This is a genomic window from Chryseobacterium oryzae (assembly GCF_022811665.1).
Taxonomy (GTDB): domain Bacteria; phylum Bacteroidota; class Bacteroidia; order Flavobacteriales; family Weeksellaceae; genus Chryseobacterium; species Chryseobacterium oryzae.
On record NZ_CP094529.1, the window covers coordinates 1,462,495 to 1,481,595 of the forward strand.

At 32.9% G+C, this 19,101-nt stretch carries 18 protein-coding genes; 4 read left to right on the forward strand and 14 right to left on the reverse strand.

All coding sequences use genetic code 11. The features are described from left to right. Nucleotides 1–149 precede the first annotated feature (149 nt). From MTP08_RS06820 to MTP08_RS06850, 7 genes are all read right to left on the reverse strand, one after another. Nucleotides 150–986, reverse strand: coding sequence for a 1,4-dihydroxy-2-naphthoyl-CoA synthase (locus tag MTP08_RS06820; protein WP_209389362.1), 837 nt, complete (start codon nucleotides 984–986; stop codon nucleotides 150–152). Nucleotides 987–1,132: 146 nt separating this feature from the next. Beyond that, nucleotides 1,133–2,227, reverse strand: coding sequence for a glycosyltransferase family 4 protein (locus tag MTP08_RS06825; protein WP_243577635.1), 1,095 nt, complete (start codon nucleotides 2,225–2,227; stop codon nucleotides 1,133–1,135). Next, nucleotides 2,227–3,000 (reverse strand): polysaccharide deacetylase family protein, encoded by a 774-nt coding sequence (locus MTP08_RS06830; RefSeq protein ID WP_243577636.1) that lies wholly within the window; start codon nucleotides 2,998–3,000, stop codon nucleotides 2,227–2,229. Before MTP08_RS06830 ends, MTP08_RS06825 begins: the two co-directional genes overlap by 1 nt. Further along, nucleotides 3,001–3,930, reverse strand: coding sequence for a glycosyltransferase family 2 protein (locus tag MTP08_RS06835; RefSeq protein ID WP_243577637.1), 930 nt, complete (start codon nucleotides 3,928–3,930; stop codon nucleotides 3,001–3,003). It abuts the gene before it with no gap. Between the two features lie 3 nt (nucleotides 3,931–3,933). Then, nucleotides 3,934–5,124 (reverse strand): glycosyltransferase family 87 protein, encoded by a 1,191-nt coding sequence (locus MTP08_RS06840; RefSeq protein ID WP_243577638.1) that lies wholly within the window; start codon nucleotides 5,122–5,124, stop codon nucleotides 3,934–3,936. A gap of 21 nt (nucleotides 5,125–5,145) precedes the next feature. Beyond that, on the reverse strand, nucleotides 5,146–5,958 hold the full coding sequence (locus MTP08_RS06845; RefSeq protein ID WP_243577639.1) for a 2,3,4,5-tetrahydropyridine-2,6-dicarboxylate N-succinyltransferase: 813 nt from the start codon (nucleotides 5,956–5,958) through the stop codon (nucleotides 5,146–5,148). 154 nt (nucleotides 5,959–6,112) lie between these two features. Then, nucleotides 6,113–6,682 (reverse strand): C40 family peptidase, encoded by a 570-nt coding sequence (locus MTP08_RS06850; protein WP_243577640.1) that lies wholly within the window; start codon nucleotides 6,680–6,682, stop codon nucleotides 6,113–6,115. Nucleotides 6,683–6,916: 234 nt separating this feature from the next. On the opposite strand from MTP08_RS06850, the gene MTP08_RS06855 reads away from it, so the two are divergent. After that, nucleotides 6,917–7,561 carry a hypothetical protein gene (locus tag MTP08_RS06855; protein WP_243577641.1) on the forward strand — a complete coding sequence of 215 codons (645 nt, stop codon included), beginning with the start codon at nucleotides 6,917–6,919 and terminating at the stop codon, nucleotides 7,559–7,561. A gap of 50 nt (nucleotides 7,562–7,611) precedes the next feature. On the opposite strand, the gene MTP08_RS06860 is transcribed toward MTP08_RS06855, so the two are convergent. Next, complete coding sequence (locus tag MTP08_RS06860; protein ID WP_209389367.1) at nucleotides 7,612–7,989, reverse strand: hypothetical protein; 378 nt, start codon at nucleotides 7,987–7,989, stop codon at nucleotides 7,612–7,614. A 349-nt stretch (nucleotides 7,990–8,338) separates the two neighbouring features. Here MTP08_RS06860 and MTP08_RS06865 point away from each other — a divergent pair, with 349 nt between their 5' ends. The 3 genes from MTP08_RS06865 to MTP08_RS06875 all read left to right on the forward strand — a co-directional run bounded on the left by MTP08_RS06865 (nucleotide 8,339) and on the right by MTP08_RS06875 (nucleotide 11,725). Continuing rightward, a complete protein-coding gene (locus MTP08_RS06865; protein ID WP_243577642.1) occupies nucleotides 8,339–8,698 on the forward strand; it encodes a cupin domain-containing protein in 360 nt (119 codons plus the stop codon). A 240-nt stretch (nucleotides 8,699–8,938) separates the two neighbouring features. Next, nucleotides 8,939–11,101 (forward strand): outer membrane beta-barrel family protein, encoded by a 2,163-nt coding sequence (locus MTP08_RS06870; RefSeq protein ID WP_243577643.1) that lies wholly within the window; start codon nucleotides 8,939–8,941, stop codon nucleotides 11,099–11,101. A 339-nt stretch (nucleotides 11,102–11,440) separates the two neighbouring features. After that, nucleotides 11,441–11,725 carry a hypothetical protein gene (locus MTP08_RS06875; protein WP_243577644.1) on the forward strand — a complete coding sequence of 95 codons (285 nt, stop codon included), beginning with the start codon at nucleotides 11,441–11,443 and terminating at the stop codon, nucleotides 11,723–11,725. Between the two features lie 35 nt (nucleotides 11,726–11,760). On the opposite strand, the gene MTP08_RS06880 is transcribed toward MTP08_RS06875, so the two are convergent. The 6 genes from MTP08_RS06880 to MTP08_RS06905 are packed head-to-tail and all read right to left on the reverse strand — an operon-like array spanning nucleotide 11,761 to nucleotide 19,024. Then, the gene (locus MTP08_RS06880; RefSeq protein ID WP_209389371.1) at nucleotides 11,761–12,117 is read right to left on the reverse strand and encodes a response regulator; all 357 of its coding nucleotides are present in this window, start codon (nucleotides 12,115–12,117) and stop codon (nucleotides 11,761–11,763) included. 32 nt (nucleotides 12,118–12,149) lie between these two features. Then, nucleotides 12,150–12,728 carry a chemotaxis protein CheB gene (locus MTP08_RS06885; RefSeq protein WP_243577645.1) on the reverse strand — a complete coding sequence of 193 codons (579 nt, stop codon included), beginning with the start codon at nucleotides 12,726–12,728 and terminating at the stop codon, nucleotides 12,150–12,152. 3 nt (nucleotides 12,729–12,731) lie between these two features. Then, nucleotides 12,732–13,559, reverse strand: a complete 828-nt coding sequence (locus MTP08_RS06890) for a CheR family methyltransferase (protein WP_243577646.1) — start codon at nucleotides 13,557–13,559, stop codon at nucleotides 12,732–12,734. A gap of 1 nt (nucleotide 13,560) precedes the next feature. Further along, nucleotides 13,561–13,926, reverse strand: a complete 366-nt coding sequence (locus tag MTP08_RS06895; RefSeq protein ID WP_243577647.1) for a response regulator — start codon at nucleotides 13,924–13,926, stop codon at nucleotides 13,561–13,563. 15 nt (nucleotides 13,927–13,941) lie between these two features. After that, the gene (locus MTP08_RS06900) at nucleotides 13,942–17,547 is read right to left on the reverse strand and encodes a response regulator (RefSeq protein ID WP_243577648.1); all 3,606 of its coding nucleotides are present in this window, start codon (nucleotides 17,545–17,547) and stop codon (nucleotides 13,942–13,944) included. Between the two features lie 4 nt (nucleotides 17,548–17,551). Then, nucleotides 17,552–19,024, reverse strand: a complete 1,473-nt coding sequence (locus MTP08_RS06905; protein WP_243577649.1) for a hybrid sensor histidine kinase/response regulator — start codon at nucleotides 19,022–19,024, stop codon at nucleotides 17,552–17,554. Nucleotides 19,025–19,101: the final 77 nt, after the last annotated feature.

Genomic DNA, 19,101 nt, shown 5'->3' on the forward strand with positions numbered 1-19,101 from the left:
AAAATAAGTTTAGATTCCTTCGGAATGACAAAGCCACGTTGATGTCATCTTTAATTAAAAATGAATATTCACTTAATTTTTAGAACTTCCATAAAATTACAAAATAATAGGCAATGAAATTACTCATTACCTATCACTTATTATTTATATTAAGAAATCCACTTATCTTTTCCGAAGTCTGGCTTTCTTTTTTCAAGGAAAGCATTTCTTCCTTCTTTTGCTTCTTCGGTCATATAAGCCAATCGTGTAGCTTCGCCTGCAAAAACCTGTTGACCGACCATTCCGTCATCGGTAAGATTCATGGCAAATTTCAGCATTCTGATAGACGTTGGAGATTTTGCTAAAATTTCCTGAGCCCATTCATAAGCAGTATCTTCTAATTCATCGTGAGGAATTACGGCATTTACCATTCCCATTTCGAAAGCTTCCTGCGCTGAATAATTTCTTCCCAAAAAGAAAATCTCACGCGCTTTTTTCTGTCCAACCATTTTCGCTAAATAAGCTGAACCGTAACCTCCGTCAAAGCTCGTTACGTCCGCATCTGTTTGTTTAAAAATAGCGTGTTCTTTACTTGCTAAAGTTAAATCACAAACAACATGAAGAGAATGACCTCCGCCAACTGCCCATCCCGGAACAACCGCAATGACAGCTTTAGGCATAAAACGGATTAATCGCTGAACTTCCAAAATATTAAGACGGTGTCTTCCATCTTCACCCACATATCCCTGTTGTCCTCTCGCTTTTTGGTCGCCACCGCTGCAAAATGCCCAACCTCCATCTTTTGGACTTGGCCCTTCACCAGATAACAAAACAACACCAATAGAAGGGTCTTCAGAAGCATCATAAAAAGCATCATACAATTCTGAAGTTGTTTTTGGTCGGAAAGCATTTCTTACTTCCGGTCTGTTAAAGGCAATTCTTGCAACACCATTGCATTTTTTATAGGTAATATCTTCGTATTCCTTAACGGTTTTCCAGTCGATCATTTTGTAAAATTTTCCCAAAGATAAAGAATTAGGAAGAATTTTCAGTTCCTTACAGAAAGGTTTATTGATAATAATTCTGAAGCAAAATTTAATTGATTAGATTAAATCTTTTTGAAGTTTATTTTATAATGAAAAATTTGAGAATGTTATGATAAAACTTCTTTGTATAGATTCATTACTGCGTTGGCAATAGGCTCGTCATTAAATTTCTGAACAAATTCAAAGCCTTTATCTGCACGTCTTTTACGCTCCGATTCGTTTTCCCATAAAAATTTTATTTTAGAACGAATGTCCTGAACATTTTGAGGGTCAATATATAAAGAATCTGGCCCACCTGCTTCCGGAAGACAGCTTGTGTTGCTTGTAATAACAACAGTTTTAGAAAAAAGAGCCTCAATAACGGGGATTCCGAAGCCTTCAAAAAAGCTTGGATAAATGAATATATCAGCAAGTTTATACATTACCGCAAGTTCTTCCATAGAAACACCTTCCAGAAATTTAACAGTGATTTTATTCTGCTGAACGAACTGCTCTACTTTTTTGAAGTACTTTGTTTTCTTACCTACCACAATTAAAGGAATATTGGTATCTTTCAATGCTTTTACTACATTCAGAAGGTTTTTCCTTTCTTCAATGGTTCCAACATTAAGAATAAACCTCTCGGGAAGCTCGAATTTTTCCTTTGCTCGTAAAATCAATTCTTCATTTTGGTTTTCTTTAAAAGCTTTATGACAACCTTGATAAATGACTTCAATTTTAGATTCTGGAACTTTTAAATAAGTGATTATATCTCTTTTTGTCTGTTCTGAAATAGCAATGATTTTATCTGCTAAATGAGCTGCTTTTTTAAATTTCCAAAGATGAATTTTACGGTCGAAAAAAGAATAATATTGAGGGTATCTTACAAAAATAAGATCGTGAATGGTCACAATTTTTTTTATGGGTTTTTTATCCCAAACCAAAGGCAACTCTCCGGATAAACCATGAAAAATGTCGGCATTCTGTTTTTGAGCATCTTTCCCCATTTTCAGCTGTCTAGACATTTTACCTTTAGACGTTTCAATAAAATGAACATTGGTATTACTTAAAATATCCGAACCTCTTTGAGATTTATTTTTATTAAATAGAATATATTCATTATCAGTAAAATAGGCAGCCAATATTCTTACAAGATCGCGAGAATAATTCCCCAGACCAGAAGTGTTATGGAAAAATCTTTTAGCATCAAATGCGATCTTCATTACTTAATTTGTTTTTGAAATTCCTGAAATGTTCCGAATGAATAGTTTTTACTTTTTAACCATGAAACAAATTCATCAAATCTTTGAACCATCTCTTTTCCTGAATTTTTTACGGTAAATGCTGGTAATTTAAATGCAGCATCTTTAATCTCCGAAAACTCCCAAGGATGAAAATAAATATTAAGATACTTATCTTTTTTCAGAACATCTGAAGCTAGTTTTTTATAAAAAAAGAAAGGAAAATTATGAAAACTCAGCCAAAACAGAGGAATTCTAAAATTTGGTGAAACAGAAGCCGGGATCTGAATAACATTTCCTTCGTTAAAATACGTTCTCGAAACTTTAAGATTATTGTATCTCCCCGGAAGAAAGGTCGGGTTAATAGATGAATTGTAAGAATAACCTGCATCTTCAACGGCATTTTTACTTACGGGCATCATTCTCGGCATTCTTAATCCGGTTACTTTTACCGAAAATAATTCTTCGAGCCTTTCTTTTGATTTTTTGAGGTGACTTTCTTCAAATTCTGAATGAAACCAAGTGTGAGAAGCCAGTTCGTGCCCTTCGTTCAAAAGTCTTACAATTAAATCTTTACTATTTTCTGCAAAAACCACTGTTGAAAAAAAAGTAGCTTTTACTTGATGCTTTTTCAGAATATCTAAAATTCTCTCAACCCCTTTTTGAGAGATTGAAAGCTGTTTTTCGAAAGAAATTTCACCGTTGTACTCCAATGGCATATCAAATTCCTCAATATCAAAACTTAATAAAACCATTTAAAAGTTTTTATTTTTAATAATATAATTAGGTCTTTCTTTAACCTGTTTAAAAATTTTACCCAAATATATACCCATAATCCCAAGAATAATCAGCTGAAGTCCACCAAAGAAAACAATCGTCATAATTAACGATGCCCAGCCAGAAATTTCAGTTTTAGCAACGAAAGCATACAAAACGTACAAACCGTAACCTACAATAGAAAATGCAGAAAACAGAAATCCTAAATAGGCAGCAAGGTACAGTGGTTTTACACTGAATGCGGTAATTCCTGTAAACGCAAATGTGATCATTTTTTTAAGATTATAGCTGCTTTCGCCTGATAATCTTTCGTTGGCTGTAAATTCTATTCCGGTCTGTTTAAAACCCATCCAGCTTGTTAAACCTCGAAGAAACAAATCGTCTTCGTTGAAATTTTTCATTACCTCGATGGTATTGGCATCCATAAGCCGAAAATCTGAACCGCCACCTTTAGTTAAATCTACATCCGACATTCTTGACAAAATTTTGTAAAAAAAATCGGAAGTTTTCCGTTTAAAATAAGAAATCTGTTTGGGATATTTTCTGATGGTATAAACAATATCGTAGCCCTCTTCCCACATTTTAATCATTTGAGGAATCATTTCCGGAGGATGCTGAAGATCTCCGTCCATAGAAATTACTGCATTTCCATCAGCATTATCCATACCTGCTTTTACGGCAGGTTGATGTCCGAAATTTCTAGAAAATTCTATAAATTTCACCTCATTATATTTTGCAGAAAGTTCTTCAAGTTTCTGTTGGGTATTGTCTCGGCTGCCATCATTTACAAAGATAATTTCAAAATCGTAGTTCACCAGTCCATCAAAAACCTCTTTAATTTTTTGATGAACTAAGGCAACATTTCCCTCTTCATTGTGGGCAGGGATTACTATTGAAATTTTCTTCATCCTCTAGAATATTGTTTTTGCAGAATATTTACGTGTAAGAAGCTCGTAACTAAGTTTCAGCCAAATTAAAATACACGGAAGTGCTTTTATAGAATATTTCTGAATAAAATTTTCTTTTACAAATTTTGGAAAAAGATCCGAAGTAGAAAAACTGGTAAACAAGATAAGAAATACCAGCATCGCAATTTCTGCTTTTCCTTTTTTCTCCTGAATAAAAAACCAAATTAATGCTCCGGATACAGCAATAATATATGTTGGCGGTTCTGAACCAGAACTGAAAAGAACAACAAATAATAATGATGATGCTAAAATAGAAAGCTGAAATCCTAAATGTTTATACTGAGAAATTCTGATATAAGGAAGCAGAAACAAAGGAATTCCAAAAGCAAAAAATAAAGTGTTTGGAATTGTTGGATCACCTAAAATTCTTCTGAAAAACCCCATTAAAGAGATGTCCTGCATATTTCCCAGTCTTTGGTTTTCGATATTCTTATGCTGAAGCTCTACAAACCAGTCTTTATAGGACTGTAAACCAAAATTGGCTGATGAATACAGCATCGGAATTACTAAAAACGCTAAAGAAATAACAACTAAAGACAAGATAAATTTCTTTTTATCTTTTACGAAAAAGAATGAAGAAAGCCCAATAATTCCGTATATTTTCACAAACAAACCTATACAAATAGCAAGAGCAGACTGTGTTTCTTTTTTTTGATAAATCATCGTGAAAGAAAGAATAATAAGCCCCGTAAGTGCGACATTAAACTGCTGATGGAGACTTGCCGTAATAAATTCCTGAAGACAAAACCACAGGAAAAGCGATTTGGTCATTTCTGAAAATGGCAATGTTTTTACCGCATACAAAAGTACCAGAACATTGGCAACATTCCATAAAATAAGACCCAACCAATCGGGCAAAATTGCAAACGGAGCGATAAGCACTCCAAAGAAAATTCCGTAATGGTTGAGATCTAAATACTCAGGATAATGAAGATATAGATTTCTTTCTTTTAATGTATTGAAAAACACATTTTTGAAGATAAGATAATTGTTGATTGCATGAAAACTGCTTCCGCTTTTCAGACAATTCAAATATTTTGAAACTGCTGTAATTACGGAAACGATAATATAGATGCTAAAAATATATTTCGGGTTGGAAATTATTTTCAGAAGCTTATCTCCAAATTTTTTCATTACTCCAGATATTACAGTTCATTATACTGCCACATTATTCTCTCTTAATGCATCGTTTAAAGAAGTTTTTTTATCTGTGGATTCCTTTCTTTTACCGATAATTAAAGCACATGGAACCTGATATTCTCCTGCCGGAAATTTTTTGGTATAACTCCCCGGAATTACTACTGATCTTGCTGGTACTCTGCCTTTAATTTCTACCGGAGAATCTCCTGTAACATCAATAATTTTTGTGGATGCTGTTAATACCACATTGGCACCTAAAACTGCTTCTTTTTCTACATGTACGCCTTCTACAACAATACATCTGGAACCTACAAAACAGTCGTCTTCAATAATGACCGGTGCGGCTTGCAAAGGTTCCAAAACACCTCCAATACCAACTCCACCACTTAAATGAACATTTTTACCAATTTGGGCACAGCTTCCAACAGTTGCCCAAGTATCTACCATTGTTCCAGAATCTACATAAGCACCGATATTAACGTAAGACGGCATCATAATTACTCCCGGAGCAATATAAGCACCTTCTCTTGCAATTGCGTGTGGAACCACTCTCACGCCTTTTTCAGCATAGTTTCTTTTTAAAGGCATTTTATCATGAAACTCAAATGGTCCTACTTCAATGGTTTCCATTTTTTGAATAGGAAAATACATTACCACTGCTTTTTTCACCCATTCATTTACCCGCCATCCGTTTTCGGTAGGCTCTGCTGTACGAAGCTCTCCTTTATCTACCAAAGAAATAACTTCTCTTATAGCTTTTTGGCTGTCTTCATTCTGCAATAATTCTCTGTTTTCCCAAATGTTCTCAATCGTTTGTTGTAGTGACATGATAATGTTTAAATTGTGTTAAAAAATGCTGTCAAAGATACAAAACTTTAGTATAAGATAGGATTTTAGCCGAAATTTTATAGAGAAATAAGACGAGCTTTTTTAAGGTTGGAAAAATGATTTTTTAAAGTGTGAAAAGAATTTTGAAAACAGATTACAAAACCCTCTGAGCATGAAGATACGCTTTGTTCCAATACTTTTCGTTTAAAGAAGATATAATAACACCTTTAGAAGTTGATGCGTGAATAAATTTCACTTCTCCATCTTTTTCTATGGTATGAACAATCCCGACATGCGAAACCCGAGAACCTCCAGATGTTGCGAAAAAAAGTAAATCCCCGGGCTTTACGATTTCTATATCTATAGATTTTCCTGCCAAAGCCTGATCTGATGATCTTCTCGGAAGCTGAAAATTGTTTTCAATAAAAACTTTCGCAGCAAACCCAGAACAATCGAAACCTTCTGAAGTATTTCCCCCAAATTTATAGGGAGCACCCAAATACTTTTCTGCATCCTTCAAAAGTTTTTTCAGCGATCCTGAGATTTTTCCGTCGAATTCTGAAACTAAGTGCCTAGAACTTTCAAACTTCACATTATTATTCTTGTTATCGGTTTTTACTGCAGATACATTTTTACTGCTTCCGCATGAGTTCATTAACGTAGAAAACACAATACCTAAAGCTATGTATTTTAAAGATTTAATATGAAAAGTTCTATGTTCCATGTCGGGTGTTTCATTATCATTCAAAAAACAATTTATTTAATTCTTATAGAATATCGAAGTGATTCAAATTTACAAAATATTGAATATACTGATTATCAATAAATTATTTTCATTCAACAAATATAAATTTTATTTTTAAATTATGCAATAACTATACTACAACTATACTTTAATTATGCTTTAATATTTATTTTAAATGATATAAATTTCTATATTTGCAGAATTAATGATCTTATGGCGACTTACGAAAGCTTTATAAAACTTAACGGAACGATTGGAGATTTGGTCTTCTATAATCTCAACGGGAAAAATATTGTCCGAAAAAAAAGTGGTTTTAATAAAGCAGCATATAAGAAAAGTCCCACTTATGAAAAAGTAAGGCAAAACAGTTCAGAATTCGGACACTGCTCGAAAATTGGGAAATTAATAAGATCCTGTATTACAGACCATATAGCACAAGCAAACGATCCTCTACTCTATCAGAAATTTGCCAAAGCGATGACGAATATTAAAGACTGCGACACATATTCCGAAAAAGGAAAAAGAATTGTAAAATTGGGTTTAGAAACTGTTAAAGGAAAAAATATTTTAAGAGCGTTTCAATTTGGAAATATTTCTTCTCTTACGCAAAACACTCATATTTTTCTAGGATTGTGGGATAAGAGTTTGGTTTTTGGAAAAGAAACGGATGCCGACCAAGTTGACATTGTAAGTATTGATATTGATTATGATAACTACTCATCACAATATTTTGAAGAAAAAATAAAGCTGGATCATCAGCAGGAAATTAACTTTCAAAATCAGTTTGAAGGAAAAGAGCTTATTTATTTTATCTGTTTCAGAAAAGAAGGTAAAGTTACAAGAATGGGATTTGCATAAAAAAGCCCGCAAATAAATTTGCAGGCTTTATACTTAGTTTATAATTTATATTATTTTTTGCTGTCTTTCAACCCAGTCCAGGTTCCGGATCTTTTTGGCGTAGGAGAATCGTTGTTCCAAGTTCCGTTTGCTTTTTTATCAAGAGTTAAATTTCCTGAAAATTGCCCATCTTCCGGTAAAACCAAATCTGCAGTAAGCTGACCAGATTTATTTAAGAAGCCAGATATATTATAATTCTCATTATTCGTTTCAGAATGCATAGTTCCTGTAACTTTTCCGTCGCTGGCTACTACAAAGTTCCAAACGCCTTTATCGGTTCCTACATAAGTTCCGGACCATGTTCCGATGTAATCATAAATTGTTTCGTCATCTGAACTACATCCGATTAATAAAAAAGCAGCCCAAAAAAGCATAAAAAGTTTCTTCATAGTTTGCAATAGTTTATGAAATATGTTTAATTATTCAATTTATTTCCAAAAATCGACCTAAAGATTAAATATCATTTTCAGAATATCTACTATATATACATATTTTTGAATTGGACAAATATATCAATTTAATTTAATAGTTTTTCATTTTCAACTCATATTTTAAAAAAAATAATGTAAAACGCATGACAAGAAAAAACGATTGTAATTGCTGATTTCATTCTTGGTTCAGATAAATTAAATTCAGCGAAATCTATTTCGAAAATAATTTTCTTGATGATATTTTAGTCCAATTAGAACATACTATCAACAAATAAAATTTTAAATTTAGGCTTTCTAAAAAAATCTTATGAATACAATAAATATTCAGGAAAAGTTTTCCTTATTTTCAGAGTTTTGGTCTCCAAAAATAGTTGGCGAACTGAACGGTCAATATGTAAAATTGGTAAAACTGAAAGGAGAATTTGTCTGGCACAAACATGATCATGAAGATGAAATGTTTTTGGTAATAAAAGGACTGCTTAAAATAGAATTCAGAGATAGAACAGAAACAATCCACGAAAACGAATTTATCGTTGTTCCAAAAGGTATAGAACACAAACCTGTTGCAGATGAAGAAGTTTGGGTAATGCTTTTTGAACCCAAAGAAACACTCAATACCGGCGATATAACAAGTACATTTACAAAAGAGAATTTAGAATCTATTTAAAAAATTATATTAAATCCTAAAGCTAAATTTTCTTATTTTTTACTCTTTATTATATCTAAATTTCATTAAAAACATTTATTGTATAATAATATTTTTAATATAGTTCTTTATAATGTGAATTAATTATTAAATTTAAATATTCTCTATTTCTTAACAGTAAATAATTTTAACAAAATTTTATGATTTATACTGTGTAACAAATATTCCCTTTAAAGTGTCTTATGTTAAAATGAAGTTTTCATGAGAAACATATTAGTGCCCATTGCATTATTAGCAAGTACGCTATCAATAGCACAGACAAAAACCGATACCATAAAGACTAACGAAAAGGAAATTGAAGCCGTTACATTTGTAGCTAAAAAACCTACGGTTGAATCTAAGGTTGACCGCACCGTTTTTAATGTAGCCAACAGCTCCATTCTTGCAGGAAATACAACTTGGGATGTTCTTAGAATGACGCCTCTGGTAAGTATAGACAATAACGATGCGCTTCGTGCCGAAGGTGAAATGGTTACCGTTTACATTAACGACAGAAAGTCTGTATTTACCGGCAAAGTGCTTAAAGATTATTTGCAAACTATTCCTGCGGATAATTTATTGAAAATTGAAGTCATAACCAGTCCGTCCTCGAGATACGAAACGTCTGGTTCTGTCATTAATATAGTTCTAAAAAAACGTGATGATGAAGGAATTAAAGGAAGTGTAACTTTTAACAACAGACAGAATACCAAAAATTCTCAGTACACCAATTTTAATCTTAATTATCATAAAGATAAATTTACCCAGACAATAGTAGGAAGTTACAGCGACAATACTTATGTACAGAAAAACTCGATTTTAAATACACTATACGAGAATAATGATGTAACGCAGATTATTTCCGAAAATGTTTATAAAGGCAAAAATCCTTCCCTGTCTTCTACTTCAGAATACGAAATTAACAGTAAAAATTCAATAGGATTAATTCTTGAGGCATATCAAGGGAAACGCTTCAGCAATTCTCAGTCAGATGGTACGAGATATTTAGATGGGGAACTCAACAATTCTTTCAGCCAAAGCCAAAACGCATCTGTATTGAGCAGAAACTTAGGAACCAATCTTTTCTATAAATATTATGATAAAGAGAAAAATAAAATTTTAGATATTAATTTGGGAGCCAATTATGATGGTTCCGATGAGGATAATTTGTTCGTAAAAACCATATCTTCTCTTAGCAATACGAATATTACAGGTATTCTTTCTGACCAGGAAGCCCGAAATTATTATCTGAAAGTAGATTATACCCAACCTATAGGAAAATCTGGCGGAAATATAGAAGTGGGAGGTAAAATAGACATTAACAACAATGTAATACCATACAATCTCTATGGGAATAATCTGAGTAATCTTTCTACTTTTGATAATTTCAGATATAAAGATAATATCAATTCCTTGTATGCTAATTTCAGCAAGACATTCTTCGAGAAGTTAGAAACCAGAGTAGGTTTGCGTTATGAATATATAAATTATACTGCTGAACAGGATGTTGCAGGAAGCAAAAGAAAAGAATCTTACGGAAAGCTTCTTCCCAACTTATTGCTGAAATATTCTTTCTCCAAAAATTATGATCTTAGCCTAACGTACAACCGATCTCTATGGAGACCTTGGTATTCTGAGTTTAATCCTTTTCTTATTCCCAATAATGACGGAATTTTTTACAGAGGTAATATCAACTTAAACCCAAACCCGAACGACCGACTTTATATGAAACTTGGAATTCTGAAAAAATATTTTCTTTCAGCAAGATATTCTTTTACCAATCAGGATTACTGGACTGCCTATGTAGTAGAAAAAGGATCGGTTCCTCAATTGGATAAAACCATTGCAGAACCTCAAAATTTTAATGGAAAAGTGCATAAATATTCCGTAAATGCCAATACCAACCAAACATTTCTGAAGAATAAACTAAACGTTAATTTAGGCTTCGGATGGAATTATATTGATAACAGTGATTTTAACCAAAGAAACGACCTTAAAGCAAAAGATTACATTAGTTTCTGGAGCAGTTCTGCAAATTTTTCCTACACCAATTTATTCAATAAAAACATCAATTTAAGTGCTTGGGTAGAAGTTTCTAACCAGAATAACGGGAATTCTTACGCCAACCGAACCAATGTTTTTCACAACATTTCGGCAACTAAGATTTTTCCTAAAACACAAATGGAAATCAGTCTTCAGCTAATGAACATTTTCCAAAGACCTAATTTCGATTCTACAACGTTTAGCCAAACAGGAACTTTCAGAAATTCTGTTAAATCCGACTGGTATGGCTTTTCTTTAACGTTTGTGAAGCGTTTTGGTAACCAAAAAGTTAAAGAAAACTCTAAAACTGACGTGGAAAAGAACGGAGGTGGCGGTAAATAAGCTTTAATTTTATCTTGTAGCGAGAGTGATAGTTCTAAATTATCACTCTTTTTTATTTCTAAAAGCCTGTTCAAATTTCAAATTTATTTTAACAATAAGAAACCTTTAGATTCGAAAAAATCACCGTCAAACTAAAACTATTTATTTTGAATAACATAAAAAAATCAAGATATTGAACTGAGTAGTTAATTTTCATTTAGAAAATCAACAAAAGGCAAAAAAATTATTGAATAAAATTTAAACAAGCTGTAAAAATCTTTTACTATTTTTTTGAATATTGAATTGAAAAATACCATTTATGGCATAAAAGTTATTATATACTATGCAAAAAATACAGTAATGGAAAAAAGCTTACTGAATGAGTATTTTGAATTGACTATAAAAAAACAATTTGATATTGATATCAATGCGGAATGCGAATTTTCTCTCATCGAAAATTTAGTATCTAAAAAAATGATTGTGGCACCCACTTTTAGTGAAAAGATAAATGAAAACCAAGATTTGAAACGGTTTTTCCATGCAATGATTAACGAAATAAACCTTGAAATCTACGACCGAAAATTTATAGAAAAGAGAATTAGCGATATAATAGACGAAAATTCTCGTCTAAGAGAAATTGGCTAAAAAAACTCCTGCACTATAAAAATGCAGGAGTTTTTTTAAATATATTTTGCTACTTTTTCTTCCAGATCATCCAGATTAAAAGGTTTGGCGACATAATCGTCTGCCATTGCTTCTTTTGCCAAAGCAACAATATCGTTATTCGCAGTAACATAAATTACAGGAATATTCTTGAAATCTTCGTGATTCTTAAGAAGTCTGGTTGCTTCTACTCCACCAATTTTAGGAATCCAATTATCCATCAAAATAACATCCGGCATAAAATCTGAAACTTTCTCCAAAATATCATGACTGGTTTCAGATATTTCCACCTGATAGCCATTTTCTTCAAAAATGATTGTAATTACTTCTAAAATGGTTTTATCATCATCAAAAATTAATATTTTTTTGTTCATATAATTTTAAAAATTAAATTTTAGTTACTAGTTTATTCAATTTGGTTAATAAGTTCTGCCAGATTTTGAGGCGTAATCAATAAATCATAATTAAGCTGTTGCTCTGCCTGTCTTGGCATATAATCTACTTCTGCTGTATCAGGATTCTGAATCCAAACTTTTCCTCCATATTTTTTAATGTAAGCCAACCCTTCCACACCATCTGCATTTGCTCCGGAAAGTAAAATACCAATAATAGTTTTACCAAAAACTTCCGCAGCAGATTTAAAAGTTACGTCTATCGACGGACGAGAATAATTCATCTTTTCGGAGCTGTCTAAAGCCATTATCTTTTTATTCTCGAAAAGTAAATGATAATCTGCAGGCGCAATATATATTTTATTTTTTACAATTTCTGTTTTATCGTCCACTTCAATTACCTCTGATGCTGTAAACTGCTGAAGCAAGACCTGAAGAATATTACTGGAATTCGCTTTTCTGTGCAAAACCAAAATAATCGGAAAAGAAAATTTATTGTCAAGATTCTTAATCAGCTCAAGAATAATCTGCAGACTTCCCGCAGATCCTCCAATTACAACTAATTCAGTTTTATTGAAATCTTCTTCCCTCATTATTTAAGACTCGATTTTTTTCCAGATTCGCTGGTCATCAATTTGATGATAATTTTTGTCTAATTTAGAAAATCTTAATGTTTCTTTTGCCCCTAAAGCTAAAAATCCTAAATTTTCTAAGCTGTTATCAAAAAGATTAAAAACTCTTTCCTGCAAGTTTCTATCAAAATAAATGAGAACATTTCGGCATATTATCAGTTGAAAACTGTTAAACGAACTGTCGGATACCAAGTTATGCGTGGATAAAATAAGTTTTTCTTTGAGGCTTTTATCGAATACAACACTATTATAATTAGCTGTATAATAATCTGAAAAATCTTTTTTTCCTCCCGAAAGAATATAGTTTTCCGAATAAAGTTTCATCTGCTGCAAAGGAAAAACTCCTGCTCTTGCAGATTCTAAAACAGAAGGATTAAGATCTGTACCGTAAATTAGCGATTTGTGATACAAATTTGCCTCTTTTAGTAAAATTGCAACAGAATAAGCTTCTTCACCGGTAGAACATCCTGCAACCCATATTCGGATTAAAGGATAGGTACCCAATTGTGGCAGAATTTTCTCTCTTAATGCTTTGAAAAATGAAGGATCCCTAAACATTTCCGTTACATTAACCGTGATTTCTTCTATAAATCTTTTCAGATAATCGGGTTCGTTCATCAAGGTATAACGGAGTTCTGCAAAACTGGTAAATTTGTCGATAAGACAGATACGGTTTACTCTCCGCTTAAAAGATGCCCTGCTGTAATCGGAAAAATCGTATCCGTACAGATCATAAACATCTTTAATAAGATATTCTACTTCTTCATCTTTTACAATACTTGGTTCCAGCATTTCAAGTTAATTTTTGAATGGCAGACATCAGAATATCAACATTGATAGGCTTGGAAACATAATCCTGCGCTCCGGCATCTATACATTTCTGACGGTCTTCCGGCATTGCCTGAGCCGTAACCGCAATTACCGGAATATGGTTTATACCAGGAGTTTCGCGGATGATTTTCAGGGCTTGATAACCATCAATCTCAGGCATCATCATATCTAACAATATCACTAAAAATTGGTTGTCATTTTTCAAAACATCAATAGCTTCCTGTGCCATTGTACAGCTTTCAATCTGATATCCTTTAGCTTTAAGCGTAAGTTTCAGGGCAAATATATTACGTGGATCATCATCCACAATGAGTATTTTATTATTCATCAGAATTTTTGCTGTTTAACTTTCATATAACCAAACACGCAGCAGTGATAAAAGCTGGTCTATATCTACCGGTTTTGATATGTAATCTGAAGCTCCCGCAGTGATGCATTTTTCTCTTTCTCCAATCATAGATTTTGCAGTAACCGCAATTATCGGAAGTCTTGTAAACTTAGGCATTTTTCTAATTTCTCTAATGGTTTCGTAGCCATTCATTTCAGGCATCATCATATCCATCAAAACAACATCTACATCTGGGTTTTCTTTAATCTGCTGTAGTGCTTGTTTCCCGTCCATTGCTACAACTACTTCCACTTTATATTTCTCTAAAGCTTTGGTGAGTGAGAAAATATTTCTTGCATCATCATCGGTAATAAGTATTTTTTTATTGCTCAAAACTTCTGTTAAAGAACCTAATGATTTACTTCGGACAGCTTCCAAAGTACTGTTTTTCTCCTCTACAAGATGCAAGAATAAACCTACTTCATCTAAAATTCTTTGGTAAGAATGTGCTGTTTTTACGACAATAGAGTCTGCATACTGTTTTATCTTAAGTTCTTCAGACTTAGAAAGATTGTTTTCTTTAAAAATGATAATAGGAAGATTCTCCAGACCTTCAAAACTTTTGATGGATTCTACAATTTGGTATTCGCTACCTTTGGAGGCACTTATATCGAGAATTACACAATCAATTTTATTTTCTTTGAATGCTTTAACACTATCTTCCACATTGCTTTCTACCGATAATGAAATATTAAGATTACCAAGAAAATAAGAAAGTGCAGTTGCATGTTTTGCATTTTCCTCCACAATTAAAACTTTTTGAGGTGCTTTTTGGAGGGCTGCCTCTATTTTTCTGAACATATCATCCATTTGATCGAGTGCAACAGGTTTGTTGATAAAATCTATGGCACCTCTCATTAAGCTTTCTTTTTTCACATGTAAAGCAGACATCATGTGAACCGGAATGTGTTTCGTTTTTGGATTAGACTTCAAATCATCCATTACTTGCCAACCGTCTTTTACAGGAAGCTGAACATCCAATAAAATAGCTTTTGGATGATATTGCAATGCAGATGTAAGTCCAAAATCCCCTCTCACTACAATAACACCTTTGTAGTTCTGCATTCTGGAATATTTTAATAAAGCTTTTGCAAAATTGGTGTCATCTTCTATAATAAGGATAACATTATCTTCTTTGGTAATGTTGTTTCTATCATCTTCAACTTCATCCGGTATTTCTAAAACATTAATAGTCTTATCATGTTCTTTATCATCCAAAATATGCTGAATTTGTTCCACATCTTCACGGATAATTTCTACAATATCCTGATCTGTGTCGTGCTGTTCTACTTCTGAAACCTCTTTTACAGGAATAATCAGGCTAAATTCACTTCCTTCGTTCACTTTGCTTTTCAAAATAAGCTCTCCACCTAATAATCTGGCAATTTCGCGACTAATAGATAACCCTAAGCCTGTACCTCCAAATTTTCGCCTTGTTGAGCCATCTGCCTGTTGAAATGCTTCAAAAATAATTTTCTGCTTATCTTCTGCAATGCCAATTCCTGTATCTTTTACGGAAAAATTAATAAAATCTTTTCTTGATTTCTCTTTTGTAATAGATAGACTGATGCTTCCTTCTTTAGTAAATTTAAGCGCATTAGAAAGCAGATTTCTTAAAACCTGATCTACTCTGAGACGGTCAGTTTTGATAACCGTACTTAAATCTTCATCTATATTAATATCAAACTGAAGATTTTTCTCCTGAAATACAGGATTAAAAAGATTTTTAAGGTCTTTTACAACATCATTAATAGATACATCTTCGTAATCTAAAGTCATTTTACCCGATTCTATTTTAGCCAAATCTAAAATTTCATCAATTAATGTTAAAAGGCTGCTTCCAGAACTCTGAATAACTTTTGCAGATTCTATCTGATCTTCATTGAGGTTTTCGTCTGGATTTTCTGCCATCAGTCTAGAAAGCAAAAGAATAGAATTAAGCGGAGTCCGCAGTTCATGCGACATATTTGCCAAGAATTCAGATTTATATTTGGTGCTGAGAGCAAGTTCTTCTACCTTTTTCTGAATTTCAATATTTCTTTCGGCAATAAGATGATTTTTTTCTTCTAGTAATCTGGAACGCTCTTCCAATTCAGCATTTGCCTGCATCAGCTCTTCCTGCTGTACTTTCAGTTCTTCTTCGGAGGCCTGTAATTTCTGGGTCTGGCTTTCTAATTCGGTATTAAGATTCTCGAGTTCTGCGTGCTGCACCTGCAATTCTTCCGACTGAGCCTGTGTTTCTTCCAGCAACTGCTGCTCTTTTTCTCTTCTTTTTGCTGCACTTAAAGCAATACCTATGTTTCTTGTTGATTCTAAAAAATATTCTACTTTGTCATCCTCGAAATTCGAAGGCGAGCCCAATTCTATAACACCTATACAAAAACCATCTGCAAAAATCGGCAACAGTAAAATCCCATAAATCTGAATAGTGCTGCTCGCAAAAGTTACTACAAAATCTTCCTGACGAAGATTATTGTAAATCTTCATTTTTTCTGTACTAAAAACCTGTCCTACAATACCCTCACCAACTTCAAAGGTCTTTTTCATATTGCTTTCTAGTCCGAAAGCTGCAGTAAGTTTTAAAATTCCTTCATCGTAAATATAAAGCGAACCATTGATGCATTTACCATATTCAATAAGTTGAAAAAGAGACTTTTCTGAAACATCTTTTACCGATTTATTGCCTACAAGAGATTCATTTAAAATAGCCAAACCTTTCTGCTTCCAGTCGCTTTTATTAATTTGATCGAAAGAGTTTTTAAGAGATTCTGTCATGTGATTTAACGAGTCTGCAAGATCGCCGAGATCGTCTTGAGAATAATCTTCAGCTTTCTGACTGTAGTCTCCATTGGCTACTCTGTTGGCAATTTGCTGTATTGCTGTAACCCTTTTGTTGATTTCCAAATCTTTTGATCTTAAAGCTGCTTCGAGCTTTTCTCTGCGGATAAGATCTGCACGTAATTTAAAATAGAAAAATGCCGTAACTGCGATTGCAGAAAGTGCAGAAAAAATAATAAAAAGAACGGTTGTATTAGAAGATTTGTTAAGTATTATGGTTTTTTCCTCAAGATTGGTATCTTCACTTTTTACAAATTCGTCTACAATCTTCCGACATCTGTCCATATCACTTTTACTTTGTAAAATCTGATCCTGAGTCATGATAATCCCTTTTCTTCTGTTATCTACAATAAGTTTAAGATTATCAATATTCCGCTGAACATTTATTTTGAGTAAATTGAAGCGTTTCTGCTGTTGCTTATCTTCAATATCTAAGCTTTCTGCACGTTTTATTGCCAAAGAGTATTCATGCAGACTTCTTTCATAAGGTTCTAAAAAACTTTCTTTTCCTGTGAGCTGATATCCGCGGCTTCCGGTTTCTGCATCTAAAAGTGAAACTAAAATATCCTTTACAGCGGTTACAGATCTGCGGCTTTTACCTAAGCTTTCCCTATGGTTCATCTGATTCTGAATACTTAGATAAGAAGCAACAGAACTCGTTATTAAAATAATAAGTGAAAAGCTTACACCAAACTGTAAATTTCTGAGTATTTTTCTTGGCATAAAATTAATTTAGAGGTAATGTAAAATAAAATGTAGAACCTTCATCTAAAATACTGGAAACTCCTATAGTACCATGATGCTGTTTAATAATTTCTGAACAGATGTAAAGACCGATTCCCATCCCCTGAAACTGAAGCGAAGATTCTTCAACCCGGTAAAATTTCTGGAAAACAGCTTCCTGTTTATAATCGGGAATACCAATTCCGAAATCGGTAACACTTACTTTTACCTCCTGTTCTTCTTCATCTACAAAAGTGGTGACAATAATCTGATTATTCTCCGGCGAATATTTTATTGCATTGGTTAAGAAATTAATTAAAACCTGCTCTACCCTAATGTCATCTAACGGAATAAGAATATCGGGAATTATGCCATGTCGCTCTATTTTCACTTTATTATCATTCGTCTGAAGAATATTTTCAATGGTATTCTGAATAAGTTTTTCCAGATTGATAGGTTTTTTATTGATTTTCAACTTACCATTTTCAATTTTCGAAACATCGAGTAAATCTGTTATTAAAGTATTGAGTTTCTCGATCTGATCGTGAACTTTTACCATGAAACCAGCTTCAGCAGTAGTTTCGCTAAGTTTAAGTTTTCTGTCTAAAAGCTGAATATATGCTTTAATACTGGTAAGAGGTGTTTTCAGTTCATGACTGGCTATACTCAGGAATTCATCTTTTTCCTTTTCAATTCTTTTCTGAGCATCAATATCTGTAAATGTTCCTACCCATTTTTTAAGTATATTATCTTCAAAAACCGGGGTAACTCTAAGCAAATGATACCTAAAATCTCCAGATTCTGTATTTTTAATTCTAATTTCAAGATCAAGAGGCTTACTTTTCTTTTTGCATCGTTCAAATTCTTCCTGAATTACATAATCATCGGGATGCGTTTCCGGGAAAACCTTTTCTGAATTGGAATACTGATACCATTTACCATTCACAAAATCTATGACTCCATCTTCATTAAGCGTAAAAGCTATCTGAGGAAGAGATTCTAACATAAGGTGAAATTGCTCAATCTGAGATTTCATGGTAACCTGAGATTCTCGTCTGCCTTTTACTTCCAACTCAAGATTTTGCTGAGTTTTTTTCATCTCCAGATTTTTTTCCTGAAGATTGTAAAAGGTTTTTACTTTCAGCATCAGAATTTCCGGATCTACAGGTTTTGTAACATAATCTTTACCTCCGGAAGCATAACCTTTGGTAATAAATTTTTTCTCGGTATTTACTGCCGAAAGAAATATGATGGGAATATCCTTCGTTTTGCTATAACCAGATAAGGCTTCTGCAACTTCAAAACCATCCATTTCGGGCATTTGTACGTCCAAAATTATTAAAGCGTAATTATTTTTGAGTGCTTTGCCTAATGCCTGTTCCCCAGAATCTGCGGTATCTACATCGAAATCTTTAGATTCTAAAAGTTTTTTTAATGAAAAGAGATTATTCGGATTGTCATCAACAATTAAAATCATAAAAATAAAATTCAGTGTTAGCTTAAAAAGATTACATTCAAAAATACTTATAATAAACAGATAAAAAATTATGTGTG